Annotated in this window: 19 protein-coding genes; 13 read left to right on the top strand and 6 right to left on the bottom strand. The window is 71.4% G+C overall.

The window, feature by feature from the left end; all coding sequences use genetic code 11:
* Positions 1–91 precede the first annotated feature (91 nt).
* The 4 genes from ACZ404_RS10945 to ACZ404_RS10960 form a co-directional block, all read right to left on the bottom strand.
* Complete coding sequence (locus tag ACZ404_RS10945; RefSeq protein ID WP_468438228.1) at positions 92–1,009, bottom strand: amino acid ABC transporter permease; 918 nt, start codon at positions 1,007–1,009, stop codon at positions 92–94.
* On the bottom strand, positions 1,006–1,671 hold the full coding sequence (locus ACZ404_RS10950; RefSeq protein WP_468438230.1) for an amino acid ABC transporter permease: 666 nt from the start codon (positions 1,669–1,671) through the stop codon (positions 1,006–1,008). The genes ACZ404_RS10945 and ACZ404_RS10950 overlap by 4 nt, the downstream gene beginning before the upstream one ends.
* A 123-nt stretch (positions 1,672–1,794) precedes the next feature.
* A complete protein-coding gene (locus ACZ404_RS10955) occupies positions 1,795–2,628 on the bottom strand; it encodes a glutamate ABC transporter substrate-binding protein (RefSeq protein ID WP_468438234.1) in 834 nt (277 codons plus the stop codon).
* Positions 2,629–2,716: 88 nt separating this feature from the next.
* Positions 2,717–3,493, bottom strand: coding sequence for an amino acid ABC transporter ATP-binding protein (locus ACZ404_RS10960; RefSeq protein ID WP_468438236.1), 777 nt, complete (start codon positions 3,491–3,493; stop codon positions 2,717–2,719).
* A gap of 294 nt (positions 3,494–3,787) precedes the next feature.
* Here ACZ404_RS10960 and ACZ404_RS10965 point away from each other — a divergent pair, with 294 nt between their 5' ends.
* Both ACZ404_RS10965 and ACZ404_RS10970 read left to right on the top strand, forming a co-directional pair.
* Positions 3,788–4,474 (top strand): response regulator transcription factor, encoded by a 687-nt coding sequence (locus ACZ404_RS10965; RefSeq protein WP_468438238.1) that lies wholly within the window; start codon positions 3,788–3,790, stop codon positions 4,472–4,474.
* Between the two features lie 9 nt (positions 4,475–4,483).
* The gene (locus tag ACZ404_RS10970) at positions 4,484–5,893 is read left to right on the top strand and encodes a sensor histidine kinase (RefSeq protein WP_468438240.1); all 1,410 of its coding nucleotides are present in this window, start codon (positions 4,484–4,486) and stop codon (positions 5,891–5,893) included.
* A 6-nt stretch (positions 5,894–5,899) separates the two neighbouring features.
* On the opposite strand, the gene ACZ404_RS10975 is transcribed toward ACZ404_RS10970, so the two are convergent.
* Entirely contained in the window at positions 5,900–6,898 is a 999-nt protein-coding gene (locus ACZ404_RS10975) for a TAXI family TRAP transporter solute-binding subunit (protein WP_468438243.1), read from the bottom strand.
* 153 nt (positions 6,899–7,051) lie between these two features.
* On the opposite strand from ACZ404_RS10975, the gene ACZ404_RS10980 reads away from it, so the two are divergent.
* Complete coding sequence (locus ACZ404_RS10980; RefSeq protein ID WP_468438245.1) at positions 7,052–7,456, top strand: pyrophosphohydrolase domain-containing protein; 405 nt, start codon at positions 7,052–7,054, stop codon at positions 7,454–7,456.
* A 3-nt stretch (positions 7,457–7,459) separates the two neighbouring features.
* On the opposite strand, the gene ACZ404_RS10985 is transcribed toward ACZ404_RS10980, so the two are convergent.
* Positions 7,460–8,419 carry a LysR family transcriptional regulator gene (locus ACZ404_RS10985; RefSeq protein ID WP_468438247.1) on the bottom strand — a complete coding sequence of 320 codons (960 nt, stop codon included), beginning with the start codon at positions 8,417–8,419 and terminating at the stop codon, positions 7,460–7,462.
* 358 nt (positions 8,420–8,777) lie between these two features.
* On the opposite strand from ACZ404_RS10985, the gene ACZ404_RS10990 reads away from it, so the two are divergent.
* The 10 genes from ACZ404_RS10990 to ACZ404_RS11035 all read left to right on the top strand — a co-directional run bounded on the left by ACZ404_RS10990 (position 8,778) and on the right by ACZ404_RS11035 (position 19,516).
* Positions 8,778–10,121 carry an aminotransferase class V-fold PLP-dependent enzyme gene (locus tag ACZ404_RS10990; protein ID WP_468438249.1) on the top strand — a complete coding sequence of 448 codons (1,344 nt, stop codon included), beginning with the start codon at positions 8,778–8,780 and terminating at the stop codon, positions 10,119–10,121.
* Positions 10,122–10,460: 339 nt separating this feature from the next.
* Positions 10,461–11,402 (top strand): L-tyrosine/L-tryptophan isonitrile synthase family protein, encoded by a 942-nt coding sequence (locus ACZ404_RS10995; protein ID WP_468438251.1) that lies wholly within the window; start codon positions 10,461–10,463, stop codon positions 11,400–11,402.
* Between the two features lie 12 nt (positions 11,403–11,414).
* Positions 11,415–12,260 (top strand): TauD/TfdA dioxygenase family protein, encoded by an 846-nt coding sequence (locus ACZ404_RS11000; RefSeq protein ID WP_468438253.1) that lies wholly within the window; start codon positions 11,415–11,417, stop codon positions 12,258–12,260.
* Positions 12,261–12,343: 83 nt separating this feature from the next.
* On the top strand, positions 12,344–13,474 hold the full coding sequence (locus tag ACZ404_RS11005) for an LLM class flavin-dependent oxidoreductase (RefSeq protein ID WP_468438255.1): 1,131 nt from the start codon (positions 12,344–12,346) through the stop codon (positions 13,472–13,474).
* Positions 13,471–14,721, top strand: a complete 1,251-nt coding sequence (locus ACZ404_RS11010) for a styrene monooxygenase/indole monooxygenase family protein (protein WP_468438257.1) — start codon at positions 13,471–13,473, stop codon at positions 14,719–14,721. Before ACZ404_RS11005 ends, ACZ404_RS11010 begins: the two co-directional genes overlap by 4 nt.
* A gap of 56 nt (positions 14,722–14,777) precedes the next feature.
* Positions 14,778–15,968: an MFS transporter gene (locus tag ACZ404_RS11015; RefSeq protein ID WP_468438260.1), complete on the top strand. Its 1,191-nt coding sequence runs from the start codon at positions 14,778–14,780 to the stop codon at positions 15,966–15,968.
* Positions 15,969–16,021: 53 nt separating this feature from the next.
* Positions 16,022–16,882 carry a sulfurtransferase gene (locus ACZ404_RS11020; protein WP_468438262.1) on the top strand — a complete coding sequence of 287 codons (861 nt, stop codon included), beginning with the start codon at positions 16,022–16,024 and terminating at the stop codon, positions 16,880–16,882.
* Positions 16,883–16,974: 92 nt separating this feature from the next.
* On the top strand, positions 16,975–18,120 hold the full coding sequence (locus ACZ404_RS11025) for an acyl-CoA dehydrogenase family protein (protein WP_468438264.1): 1,146 nt from the start codon (positions 16,975–16,977) through the stop codon (positions 18,118–18,120).
* Positions 18,121–18,179: 59 nt separating this feature from the next.
* Positions 18,180–18,938 (top strand): NADPH-dependent F420 reductase, encoded by a 759-nt coding sequence (locus tag ACZ404_RS11030; RefSeq protein WP_468438266.1) that lies wholly within the window; start codon positions 18,180–18,182, stop codon positions 18,936–18,938.
* Positions 18,939–18,994: 56 nt separating this feature from the next.
* Positions 18,995–19,516: a flavin reductase family protein gene (locus tag ACZ404_RS11035; protein ID WP_468438270.1), complete on the top strand. Its 522-nt coding sequence runs from the start codon at positions 18,995–18,997 to the stop codon at positions 19,514–19,516.
* Positions 19,517–19,567 lie beyond the last annotated feature (51 nt).

Genomic DNA, 19,567 nt, shown 5'->3' on the forward strand with positions numbered 1-19,567 from the left:
CAACCCATTGGCAGTGTTTGCGTCAAGTGACCGGAGGCAGTGGCGATCATGCCACTGCCTCCGGGGGCCGCACGGGTGAAGTGACCGGTCGTCAGATCATGCCGCCGCCGTCCGCGACACCCGTGCCGAAGGTGCCGCCCACGGCCGCCGGGTTGAGCTCCTCCATGTCCTCCGCGCCGAGCACCGCGCCCGTGCTGCGCTTGCTGCGCCGCAGCCGGCGCTCCAGCCAGCTCGCGAACGAGGTCAGGGCGAAGTTGAGGACGATGTAGAGGACGGCCACCACGACGAAGCTGGCGATGACGTTGGCGTAGTTGGCCGCGAGCGTGCCGCGCTGGTTGAGCAGCTCCGTGAAGCCGATCATCACACCGCCCAGCGCGGTGTCCTTCACGATGACGAGGAGCTGGCTGACGATGGCGGGCAGCATCGCGGTGACCGCCTGCGGAAGCAGGATGCTGGTCATCGTCTGGCCCTTGCGCAGCCCGATGGCGTACGCCGCCTCCGTCTGCCCCTTGGGCAGCGCCAGGATGCCGGCCCGGACGACCTCGGCGAGGACGGAGGCGTTGTACAGCACCAGGCCGGTGACCACGGCGTACAGGGGCCGGTCGTCGGGGGTGACGTGGGTGTAGCGGCTGTAGAACTCGTTGGCGAACAGCATCAGCAGCAGCACCGGGATCGCCCGGAAGAACTCGACGACCACCCCGGCCACGGTCCGCACCCACCGGTGGTCGGACAGACGGGCGATGCCGAAGACGGCGCCCAGCGGCAGGCCGATCACCATGGCCAGCGCCGCCGCCTTGAGGGTGTTGGACAGACCTGGCAGGAGGTACGTCGTCCACGCCTCGGAGGTCGTGAACGGCTGCCACAGGGCCCACCGCAACTGCTGCTTGTCGTCCAGCGTCCGCCAGATCCACCAGACCAGGGCGGCGAGCAGCACGAAGAAGACGACGGAGACGAGCACGTTGCGCCGTTTGGCGCGGGGGCCCGGAGTGTCGTAGAGGACGGAACTCATCGCTTCACCGCCAGTCGCTTGCCGAGCCAGCCGAGGATCAGGCCGACGGGCAGGGTCAGGACCACGAAGCCGAGGGCGAAGACCGCGCCGATCGCCAGCGTCTGGGCCTCGTTCTCGATCATGGTCTTCATCAGGGTCGCGGCCTCGGCCACGCCGATGGCGGCCGCGACGGTGGTGTTCTTCGTCAGGGCGATCAGGACGTTGGCCAGCGGGCCGATGACCGCGCGGAAGGCCTGCGGCAGCACGATCAGGCGCAGGGTCTGACTGAAGTTCAGCCCGATCGCGCGCGCGGCCTCGGCCTGGCCCATCGGCACGGTGTTGATGCCGGACCGGATCGCCTCGCAGACGAAGGCGGCCGTGTAGCCGACGAGTCCCAGCACCGCCAGGCGGAAGCCCTGGACCTTGAAGTCGGTGGCGCCCATGGTCACGCCGAAGACGTCGGCGAGACCGAGCGAGGAGAACAGGATGATGATCGTCAGCGGGATGTTGCGGACGATGTTCACGTAGACGGTGCCGAACCCGCGCATCAGCGGGACCGGGCTGACCCGCATCGCGGCCAGCAGGGTGCCCCAGACCAGGGAGCCGGCCGCGGAGAGGACGGTGAGTTTCACCGTCATCCAGAACGCCCCGAGGACGTCATAACCTTGAAGAAAGTCGAACACGATCTCCCGCGCTTCCGGGTGTGTGGCCTACGTGGAGGGCAGGGCGCGCCGCCGGGAAAGCGGCAGGCGGCGCGCCCTCGGGACCCTGCGTCACCCGCCGGTCGGCGCCGGCGGAGTGCCGCGTTACTTGACGATCTGGCCGATCTTCGGGGCCTGCTCGTTCTTGTAGTCGGCCGGGCCGAAGTTCTTGTCGACGGCCTTCTGCCAGGAACCGTCGCTGACCATCTTCTCCAGCGCCTTGTTGATCTTGTTCTCCAGCTCGGTGTCGCCCTTCTTGACGCCGATGCCGTAGTTCTCGTTGCTCAGCTTGAGGCCGGCGAGCTTGAACTGGCCCTTGTACTTGTCCTGCGCCGCGAAGCCCGCGAGGATCGAGTCGTCGGTGGTCACGGCGTCCACGGCGCCACTCTGCAGGGCGGCGATGCACTCCGAGTAGCTGCTGTACTCCTTCAGGTTGGACTTCGGGGCGATCGTCTGGTGGACGTTCTGCGCCGACGTCGAGCCGGTCACGGAGCACAGCTTCTTGCCGTTGAGGTCCGTGCCCTTCGCGATGGTCGAGTCCTTCTTCAGCAGCAGGTCCTGGTGGGCCAGCAGGTAGGGGCCGGCGAAGTCGACCTTCTGCTTGCGCTCGTCGGTGATGGAGTAGGTGGCGGCGATGAACTTGACGTCACCGCGGGCGAGCGCGTTCTCGCGGTCGGCGCTCTTGGTCTCCACCCACTGGATCTGGTTCGGCTTGTAGCCGAGCTGCTGGGCGACGTAGGTGGCCACGTCCACGTCGAAGCCGGAGTAGGAACCATTGGGCTCCTTCAGGCCGAGACCCGGCTGGTCGAACTTGATACCGATCTTGATCTTGTTGCCGCCACCCGAGCCGCCGTCGGAGTTGCCGCCGCCACAGGCGGTGGCGCCCACGGTCAGGGCGAGTACGGCGGCCGAGGCGGCGGTGACCTTGCGGAGCTTCATCGTGAACATCCTTACGTCTGGAGAGGAGGAAGCGGGCCCGGGACGGACGGGCCGGAGGCGTTCCGCGCGCGTGGGCGGAGCGGTCGCGTCAGTGGTGCAGGATCTTCGACAGGAAGTCCTTGGCCCGGTCGCTGCGCGGGTTGCTGAAGAACTGGTCGGGCGCGGCCTGTTCGACGATGCGGCCGTCCGCCATGAAGACCACCCGGTTGGCGGCCGACCGGGCGAAGCCCATCTCGTGGGTGACGACGACCATCGTCATGCCCTCACGGGCGAGCTGCTGCATGACCTCGAGGACCTCGTTGATCATCTCGGGGTCGAGGGCGGAGGTCGGCTCGTCGAAGAGCATCACCTTCGGTCCCATGGCCAGCGCGCGGGCGATGGCGACGCGCTGCTGCTGGCCGCCGGAGAGCTGCGCGGGGTACTTGTCGGCCTGGGTGCCCACGCCGACCCGGTCGAGCAGGGCGCGAGCCCGCTCCTCGGCCTGCTTCTTGTCCGCCTTGCGGACCTTGAGCTGGCCCAGCATCACGTTCTCGAGCACGGTCTTGTGCGCGAAGAGGTTGAAGGACTGGAAGACCATGCCGACGTCGGCGCGCAGCCGGGCCAGCTCCCTGCCCTCCGCGGGCAGCGGCTTCCCGTCGATCGTGATCGTGCCGGAGTCGATCGTCTCCAGGCGGTTGATGGTGCGGCACAGGGTCGACTTTCCGGACCCGGAGGGTCCGATGACCACGACGACCTCGCCGCGGGCGATCGTCAGGTCGATGTCCTGGAGCACGTGCAACGCGCCGAAGTGCTTGTTGACGCTCTTCAGGACGACCAGTTCGTCGGTCGCGGCCACGTCTTCCTTGGCCACCGATACTTCGGTCATCGCTCTCAGGCTCCGTCCTCCTCGGTTTCGGTGGACAGTAGTGATGGCCGGTGACCAGCGTCATCACATCTGAGCGAGATCTGAGCATCACGATCCGATAGCAATCGGACACGTGTCGTAGCACTTGCGCCCGCCTGCGTATCGGCCGGATAACGGAAGCAGGCGGCAACCGGAACCCTCTTGACGCCGTCCTCATCCATCGGCGTGACTTCCATGGTGCACGCGCGCGTGCACGTGACCTACACACCGGACAAGAATCATGACCGTACGACCGCTGAACCGGAGGGGGCCGGGATGAGGCTGCTGCTCGTCGAGGACGACAACCATGTCGCCGCGGCCCTGTCCGCCGTCCTCGCGCGGCACGGTTTCGACGTCACCCACGCGCGCAGCGGCGAGGAGGCCCTCCAGGCGCTCGTCCCCGAGGGCGCCGGATTCGGCGTGGTCCTGCTCGACCTCGGCCTGCCCGACCAGGACGGCTACGAGGTCTGCGGCAAGATCCGCAAGCGCACCAGCACCCCGGTGATCATGGTCACCGCGCGCTCGGACGTCCGCTCCCGCATCCACGGGCTCAACCTGGGCGCCGACGACTACGTGGTCAAGCCGTACGACACCGGGGAGCTGCTCGCCCGGATCCACGCCGTCAGCCGGCGCACCGCGCACGAGGACGCCACCCCGGGCGCCGACAGCGCGCTGCGCCTCGGACCCGTGCACATCGAACTGCCCACCCGTCAGGTCAGCGTGGACGGTTCGGTCGTCCAACTGACCCGCAAGGAGTTCGACCTGCTGGCGCTGCTCGCCCAGCGGCCGGGCGTGGTCTTCCGGCGGGAGCAGATCATCAGCGAGGTGTGGCGGACCAGCTGGGAGGGCACCGGGCGCACCCTGGAGGTGCATGTCGCCTCCCTGCGCGCCAAGCTGCGCATGCCCGCGCTGATCGAGACCGTACGCGGCGTCGGCTACCGGCTCGTCGCCCCGGCCGGGTAGCGGGCCCGGGTGCGCACACGGCTCCTGCCGCTGCTCATCGTCCTGATGGCGGCCGTACTCCTCGCCCTCGGCGTCCCGCTGGCCGTCAGCGTGGCCGCGGCACAGCAGCAGCGGGTCGTCGTCGACCGGATCGACGACACCGCGCGCTTCGCCGCGCTCGCCCAGTACGTCACCGACAGCCCCACCGGCTCCCGCCCGGCGAGCACCGACGAGCGCCGGGAGACCCTGCAGCGCGAACTGGACAGCTACTACGGCGTCTACGGCATCCGCGCGGGCGTCTTCTACCTCAGTGGCTCGACCGCCATGGCCAACGCGCCGGGCGACTGGTTCGTACCGGCCTCGGGCGAGGTCCGGGCGGCATTCGCCGAGGCGCTGCTCAGCCGCCGCAGCCACGATCCCCGGCAGGTGTGGCCCTGGCAGCGCAGCCGGCTGGTCGTCGCCTCGCCGGTCATCCGGGACGGGGACGTCGTGGCGGTCGTCGTCACCGACTCGCCCACCGGCCAGATGCGTTCGCGGATCCTGCGGGGCTGGCTGTTCATCGGGGCCGGGGAGTTCGCCGCGATGCTGCTCGCCGTCGGCGCCGCGCTGCGGCTGACCGGGTGGGTGCTCAGGCCGGTGCGGATCCTCGACGCCACCACGCACGCGATCGCGAGCGGCCGGCTGAAGTCCCGGGTCGCGGTCGGGGGTGGCCCGCCGGAACTCAGACGGCTGGCCCGGTCGTTCAACGAGATGGCGGACAACGTCGAGGACGTGCTGGAGCAGCAGCGCGCCTTCGTCGCCGACGCCTCGCACCAGCTGCGCAACCCGCTCGCGGCGCTGCTGCTGCGCATCGAACTGCTCGCGCTCGAACTCCCGGAGGGCAATGCGGAGATCGCTTCCGTCCGCACCGAGGGCAAACGCCTCGCGCAGGTCCTCGACGACCTGCTCGACCTGGCGCTGGCCGAGCACGCCGAGGCCGACCTCCGGCTGACCGACGTCGGCGCGCTGGCCGGGGAGCGGGTGGCCGCCTGGGCACCGGCCGCCGCCGCCCAGGGCGTCCGGCTCGTCGGCGACTGCCCGCCCACCACCGCCTGGGCCGACCCGATCACCCTGTCCAGCGCGCTGGACGCGGTCATCGACAACGCCGTGAAGTTCACGCCCGAGGACGGCACGGTCGAGGTCACGGTCTCCTCCAACGGCGACACCTCGACGGTCGTGGTCACCGACACCGGGCCCGGTCTCACCGACGAGGAACTCGCGCGCGTGGGCGACCGTTTCTGGCGCAGCGGCCGCCACCAGAACGTCAAGGGCTCGGGCCTCGGCCTGTCCATCACCCGCGTCCTGCTCGCCGCGGGCGGCGGATCGATCCACTACGCCCACCACGAGCCGCGGGGACTGCGGGTGACGCTGACGGTGCCCCGTCAGGCGGAGGGCCGCTAGCGGCCGCTACGGCTTGACCGACCGGTAGTAGCGGCGGGCGCCCTCCTGGAGGGGGAGGGGGTCGGTGTAGATGGCGGTGCGCAGGTCGACGAGCTGGGCCGAGTGGACGTGGGCCCCTATGCCGTCACGGCTCTTGATCACGGTACGGGTCACCCACTCGGTCAGCCGGGGATCCATGTCCTTGCGGGTCATCAGCACGTTGGACACCGCGATCGTCGGCACCACGGAGCCGAGCTGTACGAGCGGGTACGCCGACTCGGGCATGTTGGTGGCCCGGTAGTACCGCGCGGACTCCGCGTTCGCGTGCAGCTTGGCGACCAGGGCGCCGTCGATCGGGATGAACCTGACGGCGGACTTCCGGGTCAGCTCGAGGATGCCCTTGGTCGGCAGCCCGCCCGACCAGAAGAAGGCGTCGATCTTCCCCTGCAGCAGGTGGGCCGGGCCGGTGTCTATGCCGTCCGCCACCGGCGTGATGTCCTTCTCGGGGTCGATGCCGGCGGCCCGGAGCACCCGGTTCGCGATCAGCCGCACCCCGGAGTCGGGCAGCCCGGTGGCCACCGTCCTGTGCCGCAGGTCGGCGACGCTCTGGACCTTCGAGCCGCGCGGGACGACGAGCTGCACGTAGTCGTCGTAGAGCCGGGCCACCCCGCGCAACCGGCCGGCGTTCGCGCGGTGCCGCAGCTCGTACGTCTGCACGGCGTCGGCCGCCGCGAACGCGAAGTCGGCCTTGCCGGTCGCCACCCGCTCGACGTTCTCCTGGGAACCCGCGCTGTTCAGCAGCTTCACCTTCAGTCCCGGCATGTCCCTGCCCAGTTCGGCGCGCAGCCGCTCGCCGTACTCCTGATAGACGCCACGGGGCGTGCCGGTGCTGAAGACGATCGTCCCGCTCGGCGGCGTCTCGCCCAGGGGCAGCAGCCACCACAGCAGCAGCCCGAGGGCCACGACCCCGGCGGCCGCGCCCTGGAGCACCCGGCGCCTGCTGAGGGAGGGGAACGACTTGACCATGCGGGCGATCCTGCCAGCCCCCCGAGGGACTGGCCAGGGCCGGGGTCACTCCGGGGGCTGGGTGGAGGGGGCAGCGTGGCGGAGCCATCGGGGCGAGATGCGGGCACCGGTCGGTCGGGCGGGGCTGTCAGTGGGGGTCGGTATCTTCGGGGCATGAGCTCTTCGCCCGCCCCGCTCGTCCGGGAGTTTCACGACGCCTTCGGGCTCGACGCCCGCAGTACGCCGACGGAGGTGGCCCCCGATCTGGCCGCGCACCGTGGGGAGCTGCTCGCCGAGGAGGCCGCCGAGGTCGCCGAGGTGGCGGTCGCGGGCCCGCTGGACCGGCTCGCCCACGAGCTGGCGGACGTGGTGTACGTGGCGTACGGCACCGCGCTGGTGCACGGCATCGACCTCGACGAGGTGATCGCCGAGATCCACCGCGCCAACATGAGCAAGCTGGGCCCCGACGGCCAGGTCGCCCGACGGGCCGACGGCAAGGTCCTCAAGGGCGAGCACTACCGGGCGCCGGACGTCTCGGCCGTCCTGCGCCGTCAGGGATGGACACCCGGCGGCGCCTGACCCTCAGCAGTACGCCGACTCCACCTGCGGCAGCCGGGTCAGGCTGTCCCGGGCGTCGGCCGGCAGGTCCCGGTGGTGCAGTTGCCGGCAGATGTCCTCCAGGGCCGTGATCTGGGGCTTGCCCTGGTCCACCGCGGGCCAGACCACCCCCAGTGTGCAGTCGGGCAGATCACGCACCGGCAGATAGCGGATGTCCGGGCGGGGATACAGACGCGCCGCCGCCGAGGGCACGAAGGCGATCGCCCCGCCGAAGGAGGCCATGGACAGCAGCGACTCGAACCGGGTGACATGGTGGTCGGTGTAGCGGACCGGCGTGCCGTCCGGGCGTGGGTCCGCCGCCCAGAAGGCACGGCCCTCCTCGAACATCTGCGGCGCCAGACTGACCACCGGATAGTCGGCCAGGTCCGCCAGTGTCACCGAGGTGGAAGCGGCGAGCGGATCCGAACTGGCCACGCAAACCACCCGGGGTTCCGTCGCCAGCGGCCGGCTGTGCAGGCTCTCGGGGACCGGCAGATAGGCGAACGCGGCGTCGATCGTGCCGTTCTCCAGCACCGTCATCTGCTCGACCAGGTCCAGGACATGGATCTCCGGCCCCATGCACGGGTACAGCGCGGTGATCGCACCGAGCACGCTGCGGGTGGCCTCCAGTGCCGCGACGTTCTCGCACACGCCGAGCCGCAGCCGGGTGTCACCGAGCGCGGAGCGGGACGCCGCGTTGCGCAGATGATCCGCCGCGTCGACGACGTTCTTCACCAGCGGCAGCAGCGCCTGCCCCGTCGGGGTCAGCTCGACCCGCCGGCTGGTGCGGGTGAAGAACCGCACGCCGAGCCGCTGTTCCAGGGAGCGGATCTGCTGACTGAGCGCCGGCTGGGTGAGATAGAGCTTGCCCGCCGCCCGCTTGAAGTGGAGTTCCTCGGCCAGCGTGAGCAGCAGCCGAAGCTGGTGAACGGTCGGGTCCTCCATGGCCCGCATCTCCCCCCGTATGGATAATCTTTGATCTATTGCCGTGCACCGATGCCTAATCGATGAGGCATTGACCGGAAGATTCCTCAAATGACACCATGAACCCCCACTCTAGCGTGCGGCCGAGTGGGTCAACCATCCGTTTTCGGTCTGTTCTGCCTGGAATTAGGGCCTCCGCGCGACGACACCTCCCCGGATCGGACCCCTGATCGATCCGCAGGCCGGGACGGGTCGGAATAGCTGATTCTGGTGCAGCCCGGTCGGGATTCGGCCGGGCATCGCCGCGATGCGGTCCCCCCGCCCGTCCCAGCTCACCCATTCCCGTGGCCGCGCAGGTAAATGGCAATGGAGGGTCCGTATGCTGATGGAGTCATTTGCGCCCGCCGGAATCAACCGCATTCCTGCTGTCGTGGGCGCGGATCTCCTGGTGCCGCTGGTCGACGGACGACGGGTGTCACCGGCCAACCTCGACCACGCGGCGAGCGCGCCCTGCCTCACCGCCGTCCAGCGGGGCGTGAACCGGCTGCTGCCGTGGTACAGCAGCGTGCACCGGGGTTCCGGTTTCCCCTCCCAGGTCTCCACCCGGGTCTACGAGCGGGCCCGGGACTCGGTGCGGACCTTCGTGGGCGCGCCGCCCGGTGCCACCGTGCTGTTCACCCGCAACACCACCGACGCGCTGAACCTCCTGGCGCGCGCGGTGCCGCCGGACACCACCGTGTTCCGGTTCCCGACCGACCATCACGCGGCGCTGCTGCCCTGGGGCGAGGCCCGGGTGCGGCGGCTCGGCTGGCCGAAGCGGCCGGAGGAGGCGCTGCGCCTGCTCGACCAGGCACTGGCCGGCGCGCCGAAGGGGCCCCGGCTGGTGGTGATCACCAGCGTCTCCAACGTCACCGGTGAGGTGTGGCCGGTGGCCGGACTGGCCGGGGTGGCCCGCCGGCACGGCGCACGGGTGGTGCTCGACGCCGCCCAGTTGGTGCCGCACCGGCCCCTGGACATGACCGCGCTGGACGTGGACTGGGTGGCGCTGTCCGGGCACAAGCTGTACGCCCCGTTCGGCGCCGGCGCCCTGGTGGGGGCGGCCGACTGGCTCGCCCGGGCCGAGCCCTACCTGGCCGGGGGCGGGGCGAGCGCACTCGTGGCCGTAGAGGCGGGCAAGGAGGCCGTGACCTGGGCGGATCTGCCGCACCGGCATGAGGCGGGGTCGCCGAACGTGGTGGGTGCGCATGCGCTGGCCATCGCCTGCGAGACTCTGGCGGGCGCGGGCTGGGACGCGATCACGGCCCACGAGCGGGCCCTGGCGGGCCGGTTGCGGCGTGGCCTGTCCGGGATACCCGGTGTGCGGCTGCTCGGGATGTGGGGTTCGGACCATCCGAGGATCGGTGTCGTGTCGTTCACCGTCCTGGACCGCTCCGGAGAACCGGCCGACCAGCAGCTGATCGCCACCGCGCTGGCCGCCGAGCACGGCGTCGGCATCCGCCACGGCGCCTTCTGCGCCCACCAGGCGGTGCACCGTCTGGCGGGCGGCCCGGACGGCGCCCTGCGGGCCAGTGTCGGCCTCGGTACCACCGCCGAGCACGTCGAACGGTTCCTGGGAGCCCTGGCCGCCCTCGTGCGGCGCGGCCCCCGCTGGACCTACCGCCACTGCGCCGAGGGCTGGACCCCGGCCCCCGACCCCCGCCCCATCCCCGAACTTCTGCCCTGACCTGATCCATAACCTTCCCTCTATGGATCGGCGTTCGTATCTAATCGGTCGGCTATTGCGGCCCCGCTCGGGGCTGTGTAAACCTGGCAGCGCCTTGGGGATGAACGAAGCCGAAGCAGAGATCGGCAGCGGGAATTCCCGATTTCAGCGCCAGGCGCTTTCTCTCGTCAGGTCGCACCACCTGAATCCCGAAGATCGGTGAGGTGTGTGCGGCGTCTCGAGTTCGGCATGGTCGGTGCGTCATCAGCCCATTCCATGTCCACGTCTGTGTTCCACGGGGGAGTAAAAGTGAGTACTAGCCTGACAGAGGCCGGCTGTACGGAGTTATCGGACAAGATCGTGAAACTGCTGTACCGGTCCCAGCGAACCTGGCTGGCATCGGTCGGAAAGGACGCCGGTGATCAGGAGTGCGTTTCCGCGCCCTGCCCGGCCTGCCTGGAGGAACACCGCGCCAAACTGGACTACTTCATCCGCCGGGCGCAGCCGATCCACCTGGTCCTGCCGGCGTTCCCGGCCAAGTCGCCCAACCGCACCAAGGTGCTGGGGGACCTGCCCGACCTGGGCGAGTACCTGGGGCTGGCGTCCCTCCAGGCGCTGTGCGACTACATAAGCCACTACCACGCCTCGGGCGCGCGGATCACGATCTGCTCGGACGGTCACGTCTTCGGTGACGTGGTCGGCGTGAGCGACGAGGTGGTCACCGCCTACCGCACCCACCTGGCACGGATGATCGAGCGGGCCAACTGGCCGTCGCTGGACCTGTACGGCCTCGACGACGCCTTCGGCGGCGCCGACTACCCGACCCTGCGCAAGGTGCTCGAGGACCACTACGCGCCGCCCCTCGACGAGTTGAAGGAAAGCGTGCGTACCGACAGCGGCACCCGGGCGCTCTTCAACGGAATCCACCGCTTCATGTTCGAGGACGCCGTGGGCGTGGGCGGCGACACGATGTCGCGGACGGCGCTGCGCAACGAGTCCAAGGAGCGGGCGTACCGGACCATCAGCCGCAGCAATGCCTGGAGCGGCGTGGTGGCCGAACGCTTTCCCCGGGCCGTCCGGCTGTCGATCCATCCGCAGTCCCCGCACTCCCGGAAGATCGGCGTGCGCCTGCTGCGGGCCCAGGACGCCTGGCTGACGCCCTGGCACGGCGTCGTCCTCGACGACGGCACCTCGCTGTCGCTGGTCAAGAAATGGGACGCGGAGAAACTCGACGCCTCCCTCGTCTGGCGGGGCGGCCGCCCCAGCCACTTCGTCGAACCCCGCTCCGCGCTCACCTCCTAGAAAGGCAATCCCGTGCCCTCTTCGGTGTCACAGTCCGCGGGCCGCGACTTTCCCTGCGGTTCCACGGAGACCACCAAGCTGACCCACACCCCGCTGCGCCCCTTCGGCCGTGTCGTGACGGCGGCCGGCGGCGGCGCCCGGATCGAGGACATCCCGGTCGAAAAGCTCGCCCGCTGGACCGAGGAGTCCCGGGTCCTGGTGCTGCGCGGCTTCCAGTCACTGGCCAAGCAGGAGTTCGCCGACTACTGCCGCCGCTGGGGCGAGGTCCTGAAGTGGGACGCGGGGGAGGTGGTCGACCTCGTCGTCGAGGAGAACCCGAAGAACTACCTCTTCGACAGCGGCGACGTGCCCTTCCACTGGGACGGCGCCTTCGCCGACGCCGACCCGCGCTACTTCTTCTTCCAGTGCCTGGACGTCACTCCGGGCGTCGGCGGCGAGACCGTCTTCTGCGACACCTCACGGGTCTACCGGGACGCCGACGACGAGACCCGCGAGCGCTGGAGCCGGATCAGCCTGACGTACGCGACCGACAAGGTCGTGCACTACGGCGGCGAGGTCACCGAGCGGCTGGTCACCCAGCACCCGGCCACCGGGCTGCCGGTCCTGCGCTTCGCCGAGCCGCTGGCGCCGGAGACGTACAAGAACCCGGTGTACGTGAAGGCGAACGGCATCGGCGAGGCGGACGTAGACGCCTTCCTCACCGGGCTCGCCGAGCGCGTGCACCGCCCGGAGTACTGCTACGCCCACGACTGGCAGGCCGGCGACATCCTGATCGCGGACAACTTCTCGCTCATCCACGGGCGCAACGCGTTCACCGGCCCGACCGCGCGCCACCTGCAGCGGGTCGAGGTGATCTGAGCGCACATCCGGTCCCGGGCAGCGGCCGCTGCCCGGCGGCGCCGACGAGTTCATCGCGCAAGCACTGGCTGTGAGGAGCGGGTATGAAGGTGGGACTGGCGTGGGACGCCGTCGGACCGGTGGAGGGCGGGCGGGGTCTGCTCGAGCTGGCGCGCACGGCCGGCGTGGACACGTTCCTGGTGTTCGACCACTTGATCAACGTGTTTCCGCGCCAGGCGTGGGGCACCGGCTTCGGCCACCTGGCCGCGGCCCTGCCGAGCCCCGACCTGTCGCTGGAGTTCGCCACCGTACTCGGCAACTTCGCGTCGCACGCCGGTCCCGTCAGGCTTGCGGTCGGCGTCACCGATCCGCACCGCAGGCACCCCGCGGTGCTCGCCCAGACCGCGCTGACCCTGGCCCAGTTCACCGACCGCCCGCCGGTCCTCGGCATCGGCGCCGGTGCCCGGGAGAACCTCCAGCCCTACGGCATCCACCCCGACCGCAAGGCGGCCCGGGTGGAGGAGGCGCTGCGGATCCTGCGGATGCTCTTCGACTCCAAGGGGCCCTACGACTTCCGGGGCGAGTTCTTCACCCTCGACCAGGCGGTCATGGACCTGCGCGCACCCGACGGGAGCGTCCCGGAGATCTGGGTCGGCGGCAGCGGACCCCGGATGACCGCGCTCGCCGGCCGGTACGGGGACGGCTGGCTCCCCTCGGACCTGATGACGCCGGACGCGTACGCGCGCAGGCTGGCCGTCGTCCGGGAGGCGGCCGTCGCCGCGGGGCGGGACCCGGACCGGGTCGTCCCCGCGGGCGGTGTGCCGATCGTGGTGGCCGAGACCGACGAGGCGGCCCGGGAGCTGTGCACGGCCCGGGCGATCCGCTATCTGGCCCTGCACGCCGGGGCGGCGCAGTGGCGCGCGTACGGCGTCGAGCACCCGTTCGGCGACGGCTACCAGGGGCTGTCGGAGCTGCTGCCGCACCGGCTGACGCGCGAGGAGGTCGAGGAGGCCCTGGCCGTCGTGCCGGACGAGCTGGTCACCGACCTGGCGATCGTGGGCAGCCGGCGCACGGTGCTCGACCGGATCGGCGAACTCGCCGACGCCGGCCTGCGCCTGCCCGTGCTGATCCCCGTCTCGGCGCTGGCCTCCCCGGAGGCCGCCCTGTACACCGTGGAGAGCGTGGCCTGGCTGGCCGCCGAACTCCGCGCGGAGAGCGGGCGGGTGACGGCATGACCCGCATCGGCATCATCGGCTCCGGGATCTCCGGGCTGCACCTGGCCCTGCGTCTGCAGCAGCTCGGCGTGCCCGCGACGCTGTACTCGGCGCAGACCGCCCAGCAGCTCGGCTCGGCACGGCCGCGCAACTTCCCGGCCCGGTTCGGGCCCACGCAGGAACGCGAGGAGACGCTCGGCGTGCACGCGTGGCAGTCCGACGAAGCCCGGGTGCACCGGTGGGCGGTCAGCCTGCACGGCGAGGGCGCGCCACTGGAGTTCACCGCGGCGCTCACCCCGCCGTCCAGCGTGGTCGACTTCCGTCTCTACCTGCCGCACCTGCTCACCGAGTTCGGCCGGCGCGGCGGGGAGATCGTGACCGGGGACGCGCCGGTGGAGGAGGTCGCCCGGCGGCACGACCTGGTGGTGGTGGCCAACGGCGACCGGTCGATGCGGGAGCTGTTCCCGGCCGACCCCGCCCGCTCGCCGTACAGCACCCCGCAGCGCGTCCTGTGCAGCGGCTTCTACCACGGCATCCGGGAGGACGCGCCGCACACCCTGGACATCCACTTCATGCCCGGCGTCGGGGAGATCCTGCGGATACCGTTCCTGTCCCGGCTCGGCCCGGCCCATGTGCTGGCGTTCGAGGCCGTGCCGGGCGGTCCGCTGGAGCCACCCGCCCACCTGGACGCCGACGCCGACCCGGCCGGCTTCCACCGGGAAGTGCTGCGCCTGGTGGCCGAGTTCGCGCCCGGTCTGCGCGCACGCGTCGACATCGACCGGTTCGCGCTCATCGCCCCAGGCGAGCTGGCGCAGGGCGCGATCACACCGGTGGTCCGCCGGGGCTGGGCGCGGCTGGCCGACGGCACCGGCGCGCTGGCCATCGGGGACGCCTGGATCACCAACGACCCGCTCACCGCCCAGGGCGCCAACCTCGGCTCGCGCACCGCGTTCGCCCTCGCCGAGCTCATCGCCACGGCGACCGGCCCGCTCGACCCCGACTTCTGCCGCGCGGCCTCCGAGCGGCTGTGGGACCACGCCCGCCACGTCGTGGAGTGGACCAACGCCTTCCTCGCGCCGCCCCCGCCGCACGTCCGGCGGCTGCTCGGCCACGCGGCCGAGGACCGCCGGATCGCCGACGCGTTCGTCAGCGGCTTCCACGACCCGGTGGCGCAATGGGCCGTGCTGTCCAGCCCCGACGGCGTGGACGCCTTCCTCAAGAGCCGCACCGAGGACGGCCGGCCCACGGTCGACGCCGGACGTCCCTGACCCCCGCACCCCCTGCGCGCCCGCGCACCACCCCCTATTTCGATGCGAGAGGGAAAATGCCCATCAGTATCCTGTCCCTGATGCTGTGCGTGTTCGGCATCACCACCGGCGAGTTCGTGGTCGCCGGCATCCTGCCGGACGTCGCCGACGGCCTCGACGTCTCCATTCCGGCGGCCGGTCTGCTCGTCACGGCGTACGCCATCGGCATGATCTTCGGCGGCCCGGTGGTCACCGCGCTCACCGCCCGGTACCAGCGCAAACCGCTGATCCTCGCCCTGCTCGTGATCGCCGTCGTCGGCAACCTCGCCTCCGCGCTCGCGCCCGTCTACGGCGTGGCGTTCGCGGCACGCGTCGTCACCGCCCTGGTGACCTCGACGTTCTTCGCCAACGCGATCGTCATCGCCACCTCGACGGTGCCGCCGGAGAAGGCGGCCTCCACCGTCTCGAAGCTGATCCTCGGCATGAACCTCGCGATGATCCTCGGTGCCCCGCTCGGCACCTTCATCGGCAACAGCCTCGGCTGGCGCGCGACGTTCGTCGCCATCGCGGTGACCTGCGCCGTCGGCCTGCTCATGGTGATGCGGTTCGTGCCGGCCGTCGCGGGCGGCACCTCCACCTCGGCCTTCGGTGAACTGCGGGTGCTGCGCAAGACCCCCGTCCAGTTGGCCATCCTGGTCACCGTCGTCGGCAACGCGGGCCTGCTCATCGTCTTCACCTACTTCGCGCCGCTGCTGACGGACGTCTCCGGTTTCAGCGACTCCGCGGTGCCCGTCCTGCTGCTCGTCTACGGCGTCGGCGCCACCGGCGGCAACCTGCTGGGCGGGCGGCTCTCCGACCGGGCGCCGATGCCGGCCCTGGTCGGGCTGCTCGCCGCGCTGACCGTGGCCGTGCTCGCGATGTGGGCGGTCGGCTCCAGCCTCGTCGGTTCCGCGATCATGGTCTTCCTGCTCGGCGCGCTGGGCTTCGCCATCGTCCCCGGCATGCAGGCGCGGGTGCTGGGCACCGCCGCACAGGCGCCCACCCTGGCCCTCGCGGTGAACGCCTCCGCCTATCAGCTCGCGGCGGCGTTCGCGTCCTGGATCGGCGGCCGCATCATCGACGCCGACCTCGGGCTGCGCGGCATCTACCCCGTCGCCGCCGGCATCACCTTCCTCGGCATCCTGGCGAGCCTGCTCGCCTGGCACCGGGACCGCCGTACGGCCGTGGCCGCGGACCCCGGCCCGGACGCCGAGGTCTCGGTGGCCTGACACGCCCCGGCGCCGCCGGCCGCGTGCTTCTCCAACGCGAAGGAGCGCACCTCATGGCTCGTGCATCCGCCCTGGTCGACGGGGAGTGGGCGGCCGCCTGTCTCGGCGACCCCGCAACGGTGTTCGTCGAGACGGGCAACAGCGCCGCCCCCTACCGCGCCGGCCATGTACCCGGTGCCGTGTGGATCGGCTGGGAGGAGTTCCAGGACGACCTACGGCTCGGAGTCGTGGAACGCGGCGCGTTCGAGAAGCTGCTGAGCGCCAAGGGCATCGGCAACGACGACACCGTCGTCCTCTACTCGGTGAACTCGGGCCTCCTCGCGGCCCTGGCGCTGTGGTACTTCCGGCTCTACGGGCACCGGTCGGTGAAACTGCTCGACGGCGGCCGGGAGAAGTGGGAGCGCGAGGGCCGCCCGCTCACTCCCGCCGAGACGGTCCGCCCGGCCACCGCCTACCACGCCGAGAAACCCGACACCTCGATCCGGGCCACCCGGGACGACGTGCTCGCCGCCCTCGGCACCGGCAATCTGATCGACGTCCGCACCCCGGACGAGTACGCGGGCCGCATCTTCGCCCCCGGGTTCGCCGGCGAGGCGTTCGCGCCGGGCAACAACCCGCACGAGGTGGCGCAGCGGGCGGGCCACGTGCCCGGCGCGGTCAACCTGGAGTGGGACCGCGCACTGCGCGAGGACGGTTCCTTCAAATCCCGGGAGGAACTGGAACACCTCTACGGCGGCCTGGACCCGGCCCGCACCACCATCACCTACTGCTGGGTGGGCGCGCGCTCGGCGCACTCCTGGTTCGTCCTCAGCGAGCTGCTCGACTGGCCCGCCGTGCAGAACTACGACGGCTCCTGGGGCGAGTACGGCTCCCTGGTGGGCGTCCCCGTCGAACGCGGCGACGGCACGCACTGACCGCCACCGACGCACGACAGGACCGTCACCCACGAGACACCCGAACCGTCGCTCCGCCCGGCGGACGCGGCCCGACCCGGAAGGGGTTCGCCATGAGCTCCGACGCACTCACCGCCATCGCCGCCCTGGCGCCCCGACTGACCGCGGCCGCCCCCCGCGCCGACGCCGAGCGCCGGCTGTCCGACGACACCGTGGCCGCGATGCGGGACGCGGGCGTGTTCCGCATCGCCACGCCCAAGCGCTACGGCGGCGGCGAGGCGTCGCTGCGCACGCATCTGGAGATGGCCGCCGCCGTGGCCGCCGTCGACGGCGGCGCGGGCTGGCTGACCTCGCTGTGGAACGGCAACAGCTGGTGCGTGGCCCTCTTTCCCGAACAGGCGCAGGACGACATATGGGGCGAGAACCCCGACGCCCTGGTCAGTGGCACCCTCAAGCCCAGCGGGCCGGTCCGCCGGGTGCCCGGCGGCTACCGGCTCAGCGGTGGCTGGAGCTACGCCTCCGGCATCTGGCACGCCTCCTGGGTGATCGCCTCCACCGTGCTGGAGGACGGCCCGGCGGCCATGCTGATACCGCGCGGCGACTACGAGATCGTGGACGAGTGGCACATGGCCGGCATGCGGTCGACCGGCAGCAACCGGTACGTGATCGAGGACGCCTTCGTGCCCGACCACCGCGTGCTGCGCCTCGGCCCGCTCGTCCAGGGCTCGAACGTCACCTACAGCGTCGCGCCCGCCTACCGCACCGCCATCGTCCCCACTCTGGTCCTGATGGTCGCCGGTCCCCAACTCGGCCTCGGCCGCGCCGCCCTGGAGCACGTCATCGACGCCTCCGGGCACAAGGGCATCGCCTTCACCGGCTTCGCCCGGCAACGCGACTCCGTGGCCTTCCAGCTCCAGGTGGCCGAGGCCGCCACCGCCCTCGACACCGCCGACCTGCACATCCACCGCGCCGCCGACGCCCTCGACCGGCACGCCGCCGAGGCGGTGTACCCCGCCGAACTCCTGCGCGCCCGCTACCGCGCCGATGCCGCCGTGGCCGTACGCCACATCGGCCGCGCCCTGGACACCCTCATGACCGCCCATGGCTCCAGCGGTCTCGCCGACGCCAGCCCGCTGCAGCGGATCTGGCGCGACGCGAGCGTCGCGGCGCGCCACGGCATGCTCATCCCGCAGGTCAACCTGGAGGTCTACGGCGCCGCGCTGGTGGGCGCGGACAACACCGTGAGCCCGTTCGTGTGACGCGACCGGACCTTCTCACCCGACCCGACACCCCTCCACAGAAACGGAGAGACCGTACCGTGACGAAGACGCTCGGGCTGATCGGCAGCGGCATGATCGGCGGCGTGCTGGCCCGCCTCGCCGTGGCCGCCGGTCTCCAGGTCGTGCTGAGCAACTCCCGCGGCCCCGAGACCCTCACCGGCCTCGTCGCCGACCTCGGGGACCAAGCCCGGGCGGCCACCCCCGCCGAGGCCGCCCGGGCCGGTGACGTGGTGGTGGCGACCGTCCCGCTGCACGCCCACGACCGCCTGCCCGCCGACGCCCTGACCGGCAAGACCGTGATCGACACCATGAACTACTACCCCGAGCGCGACGGCCGCATCGCTCCGTTGGTCCGGGGCGAGCTGACCTCCAGCGCCCTGGTGCAGCGCCGGCTGCCCGGCTCGCGCGTGGTCAAGGCGTGCAACAACCTCTTCTTCCTGAGCCTGCTCACCGCCGCCCGGCCCGCCGGCTCGCCCGGGCGCAGCGCGCTGCCCCTGGCCGGCGACGACCCGGCCGCCAAGGCCGAGGTGGCGGACCTGCTGGACGTCCTCGGCTACGACACCGTGGACCTCGGCACCCTGGCCGACAGCTGGCGCAGCGAACCGGGCACACCCGTCTACGTCCGGCCGTACTTCCCGGGGCAGCCGCCCTGGGGGGCGCGCGAGGAGGAACTGCACCGCTGGTTCCGCGAGACGCCCCTGGTCCCGGTCACGGCGGCCCGGGTGCGGGAACTGACCGCCCTCGCCGTCCGCAGCCAGGTGGGGGAGCGGCTGCCCGGCAGGCTCACGTCCGACTGAGCGGCCGTACAGCCGTACAGCCGTACCCGCGTACCGCCGTACAGAAGGGAGCGACGGTGTCCGAATCCGGCGGGCGGTCCGCACCGGCCTCGTTCCGGCAGACGATGTCCAGATTCGCCTCCGGTGTCGTCGTGCTGTCCGTCGGCGAACCCCACCTCCACGCGATGACGGCGAACGCCTTCGGCTCGGTCTCGCTCGACCCTCCGCTGGTGCACTGCTGCATCGCGCACACGGCGGTCATGCACGGCCACCTCACCCGCTCCCGCAGCTTCGGCGTCTCGATCCTGGGCGCGGACCAGGAGGCGACCGCCCGGCACTTCGCCGACAAGCTGCGCCCGCTGGGGCCCGCCCAGTTCGACGGCGTCGACTGGAACCCCGGCCCGCTGACCGGCGCGCCCCTGCTCACCGGCGCGCTGGCGTGGCTGGAGTGCAAGCTCGTGGAGTCGTACACCGCCGGGGACCACTCGCTGTTCCTCGGCGAGGTGCTCTCCTCCACCAGCACGGCCGACGAGGAGGCGGCGCTGCTGTTCTACGCCGGCCGGTTCCGGCGCACGCACGCCCCGTCGGCCCGGAGTTGAGCGGCCGGGAACGCGGGCGGGCCCCCGCCGCTCCTGCTGGGAGTGGCGGGG

It is taken from the genome of Streptomyces sp. NPDC030798, assembly GCF_055572275.1.

Excerpts from the sequence above, each read along its gene's own strand:
- ACZ404_RS10945 (WP_468438228.1), bottom strand. The coding sequence starts at position 1,009 with ATGAGTTCCGTCCTCTACGACACTCCGGGCCCCCGCGCCAAACGGCGC.
- ACZ404_RS10955 (WP_468438234.1), bottom strand. The coding sequence starts at position 2,628 with ATGAAGCTCCGCAAGGTCACCGCCGCCTCGGCCGCCGTACTCGCCCTG.
- ACZ404_RS10960 (WP_468438236.1), bottom strand. The coding sequence starts at position 3,493 with ATGACCGAAGTATCGGTGGCCAAGGAAGACGTGGCCGCGACCGACGAA.
- ACZ404_RS10965 (WP_468438238.1), top strand. The coding sequence starts at position 3,788 with ATGAGGCTGCTGCTCGTCGAGGACGACAACCATGTCGCCGCGGCCCTG.
- ACZ404_RS10975 (WP_468438243.1), bottom strand. The coding sequence starts at position 6,898 with ATGGTCAAGTCGTTCCCCTCCCTCAGCAGGCGCCGGGTGCTCCAGGGC.
- ACZ404_RS10980 (WP_468438245.1), top strand. The coding sequence starts at position 7,052 with ATGAGCTCTTCGCCCGCCCCGCTCGTCCGGGAGTTTCACGACGCCTTC.
- ACZ404_RS10985 (WP_468438247.1), bottom strand. The coding sequence starts at position 8,419 with ATGGAGGACCCGACCGTTCACCAGCTTCGGCTGCTGCTCACGCTGGCC.
- ACZ404_RS10990 (WP_468438249.1), top strand. The coding sequence starts at position 8,778 with ATGCTGATGGAGTCATTTGCGCCCGCCGGAATCAACCGCATTCCTGCT.
- ACZ404_RS11005 (WP_468438255.1), top strand. The coding sequence starts at position 12,344 with ATGAAGGTGGGACTGGCGTGGGACGCCGTCGGACCGGTGGAGGGCGGG.
- ACZ404_RS11010 (WP_468438257.1), top strand. The coding sequence starts at position 13,471 with ATGACCCGCATCGGCATCATCGGCTCCGGGATCTCCGGGCTGCACCTG.
- ACZ404_RS11015 (WP_468438260.1), top strand. The coding sequence starts at position 14,778 with ATGCCCATCAGTATCCTGTCCCTGATGCTGTGCGTGTTCGGCATCACC.
- ACZ404_RS11020 (WP_468438262.1), top strand. The coding sequence starts at position 16,022 with ATGGCTCGTGCATCCGCCCTGGTCGACGGGGAGTGGGCGGCCGCCTGT.
- ACZ404_RS11025 (WP_468438264.1), top strand. The coding sequence starts at position 16,975 with ATGAGCTCCGACGCACTCACCGCCATCGCCGCCCTGGCGCCCCGACTG.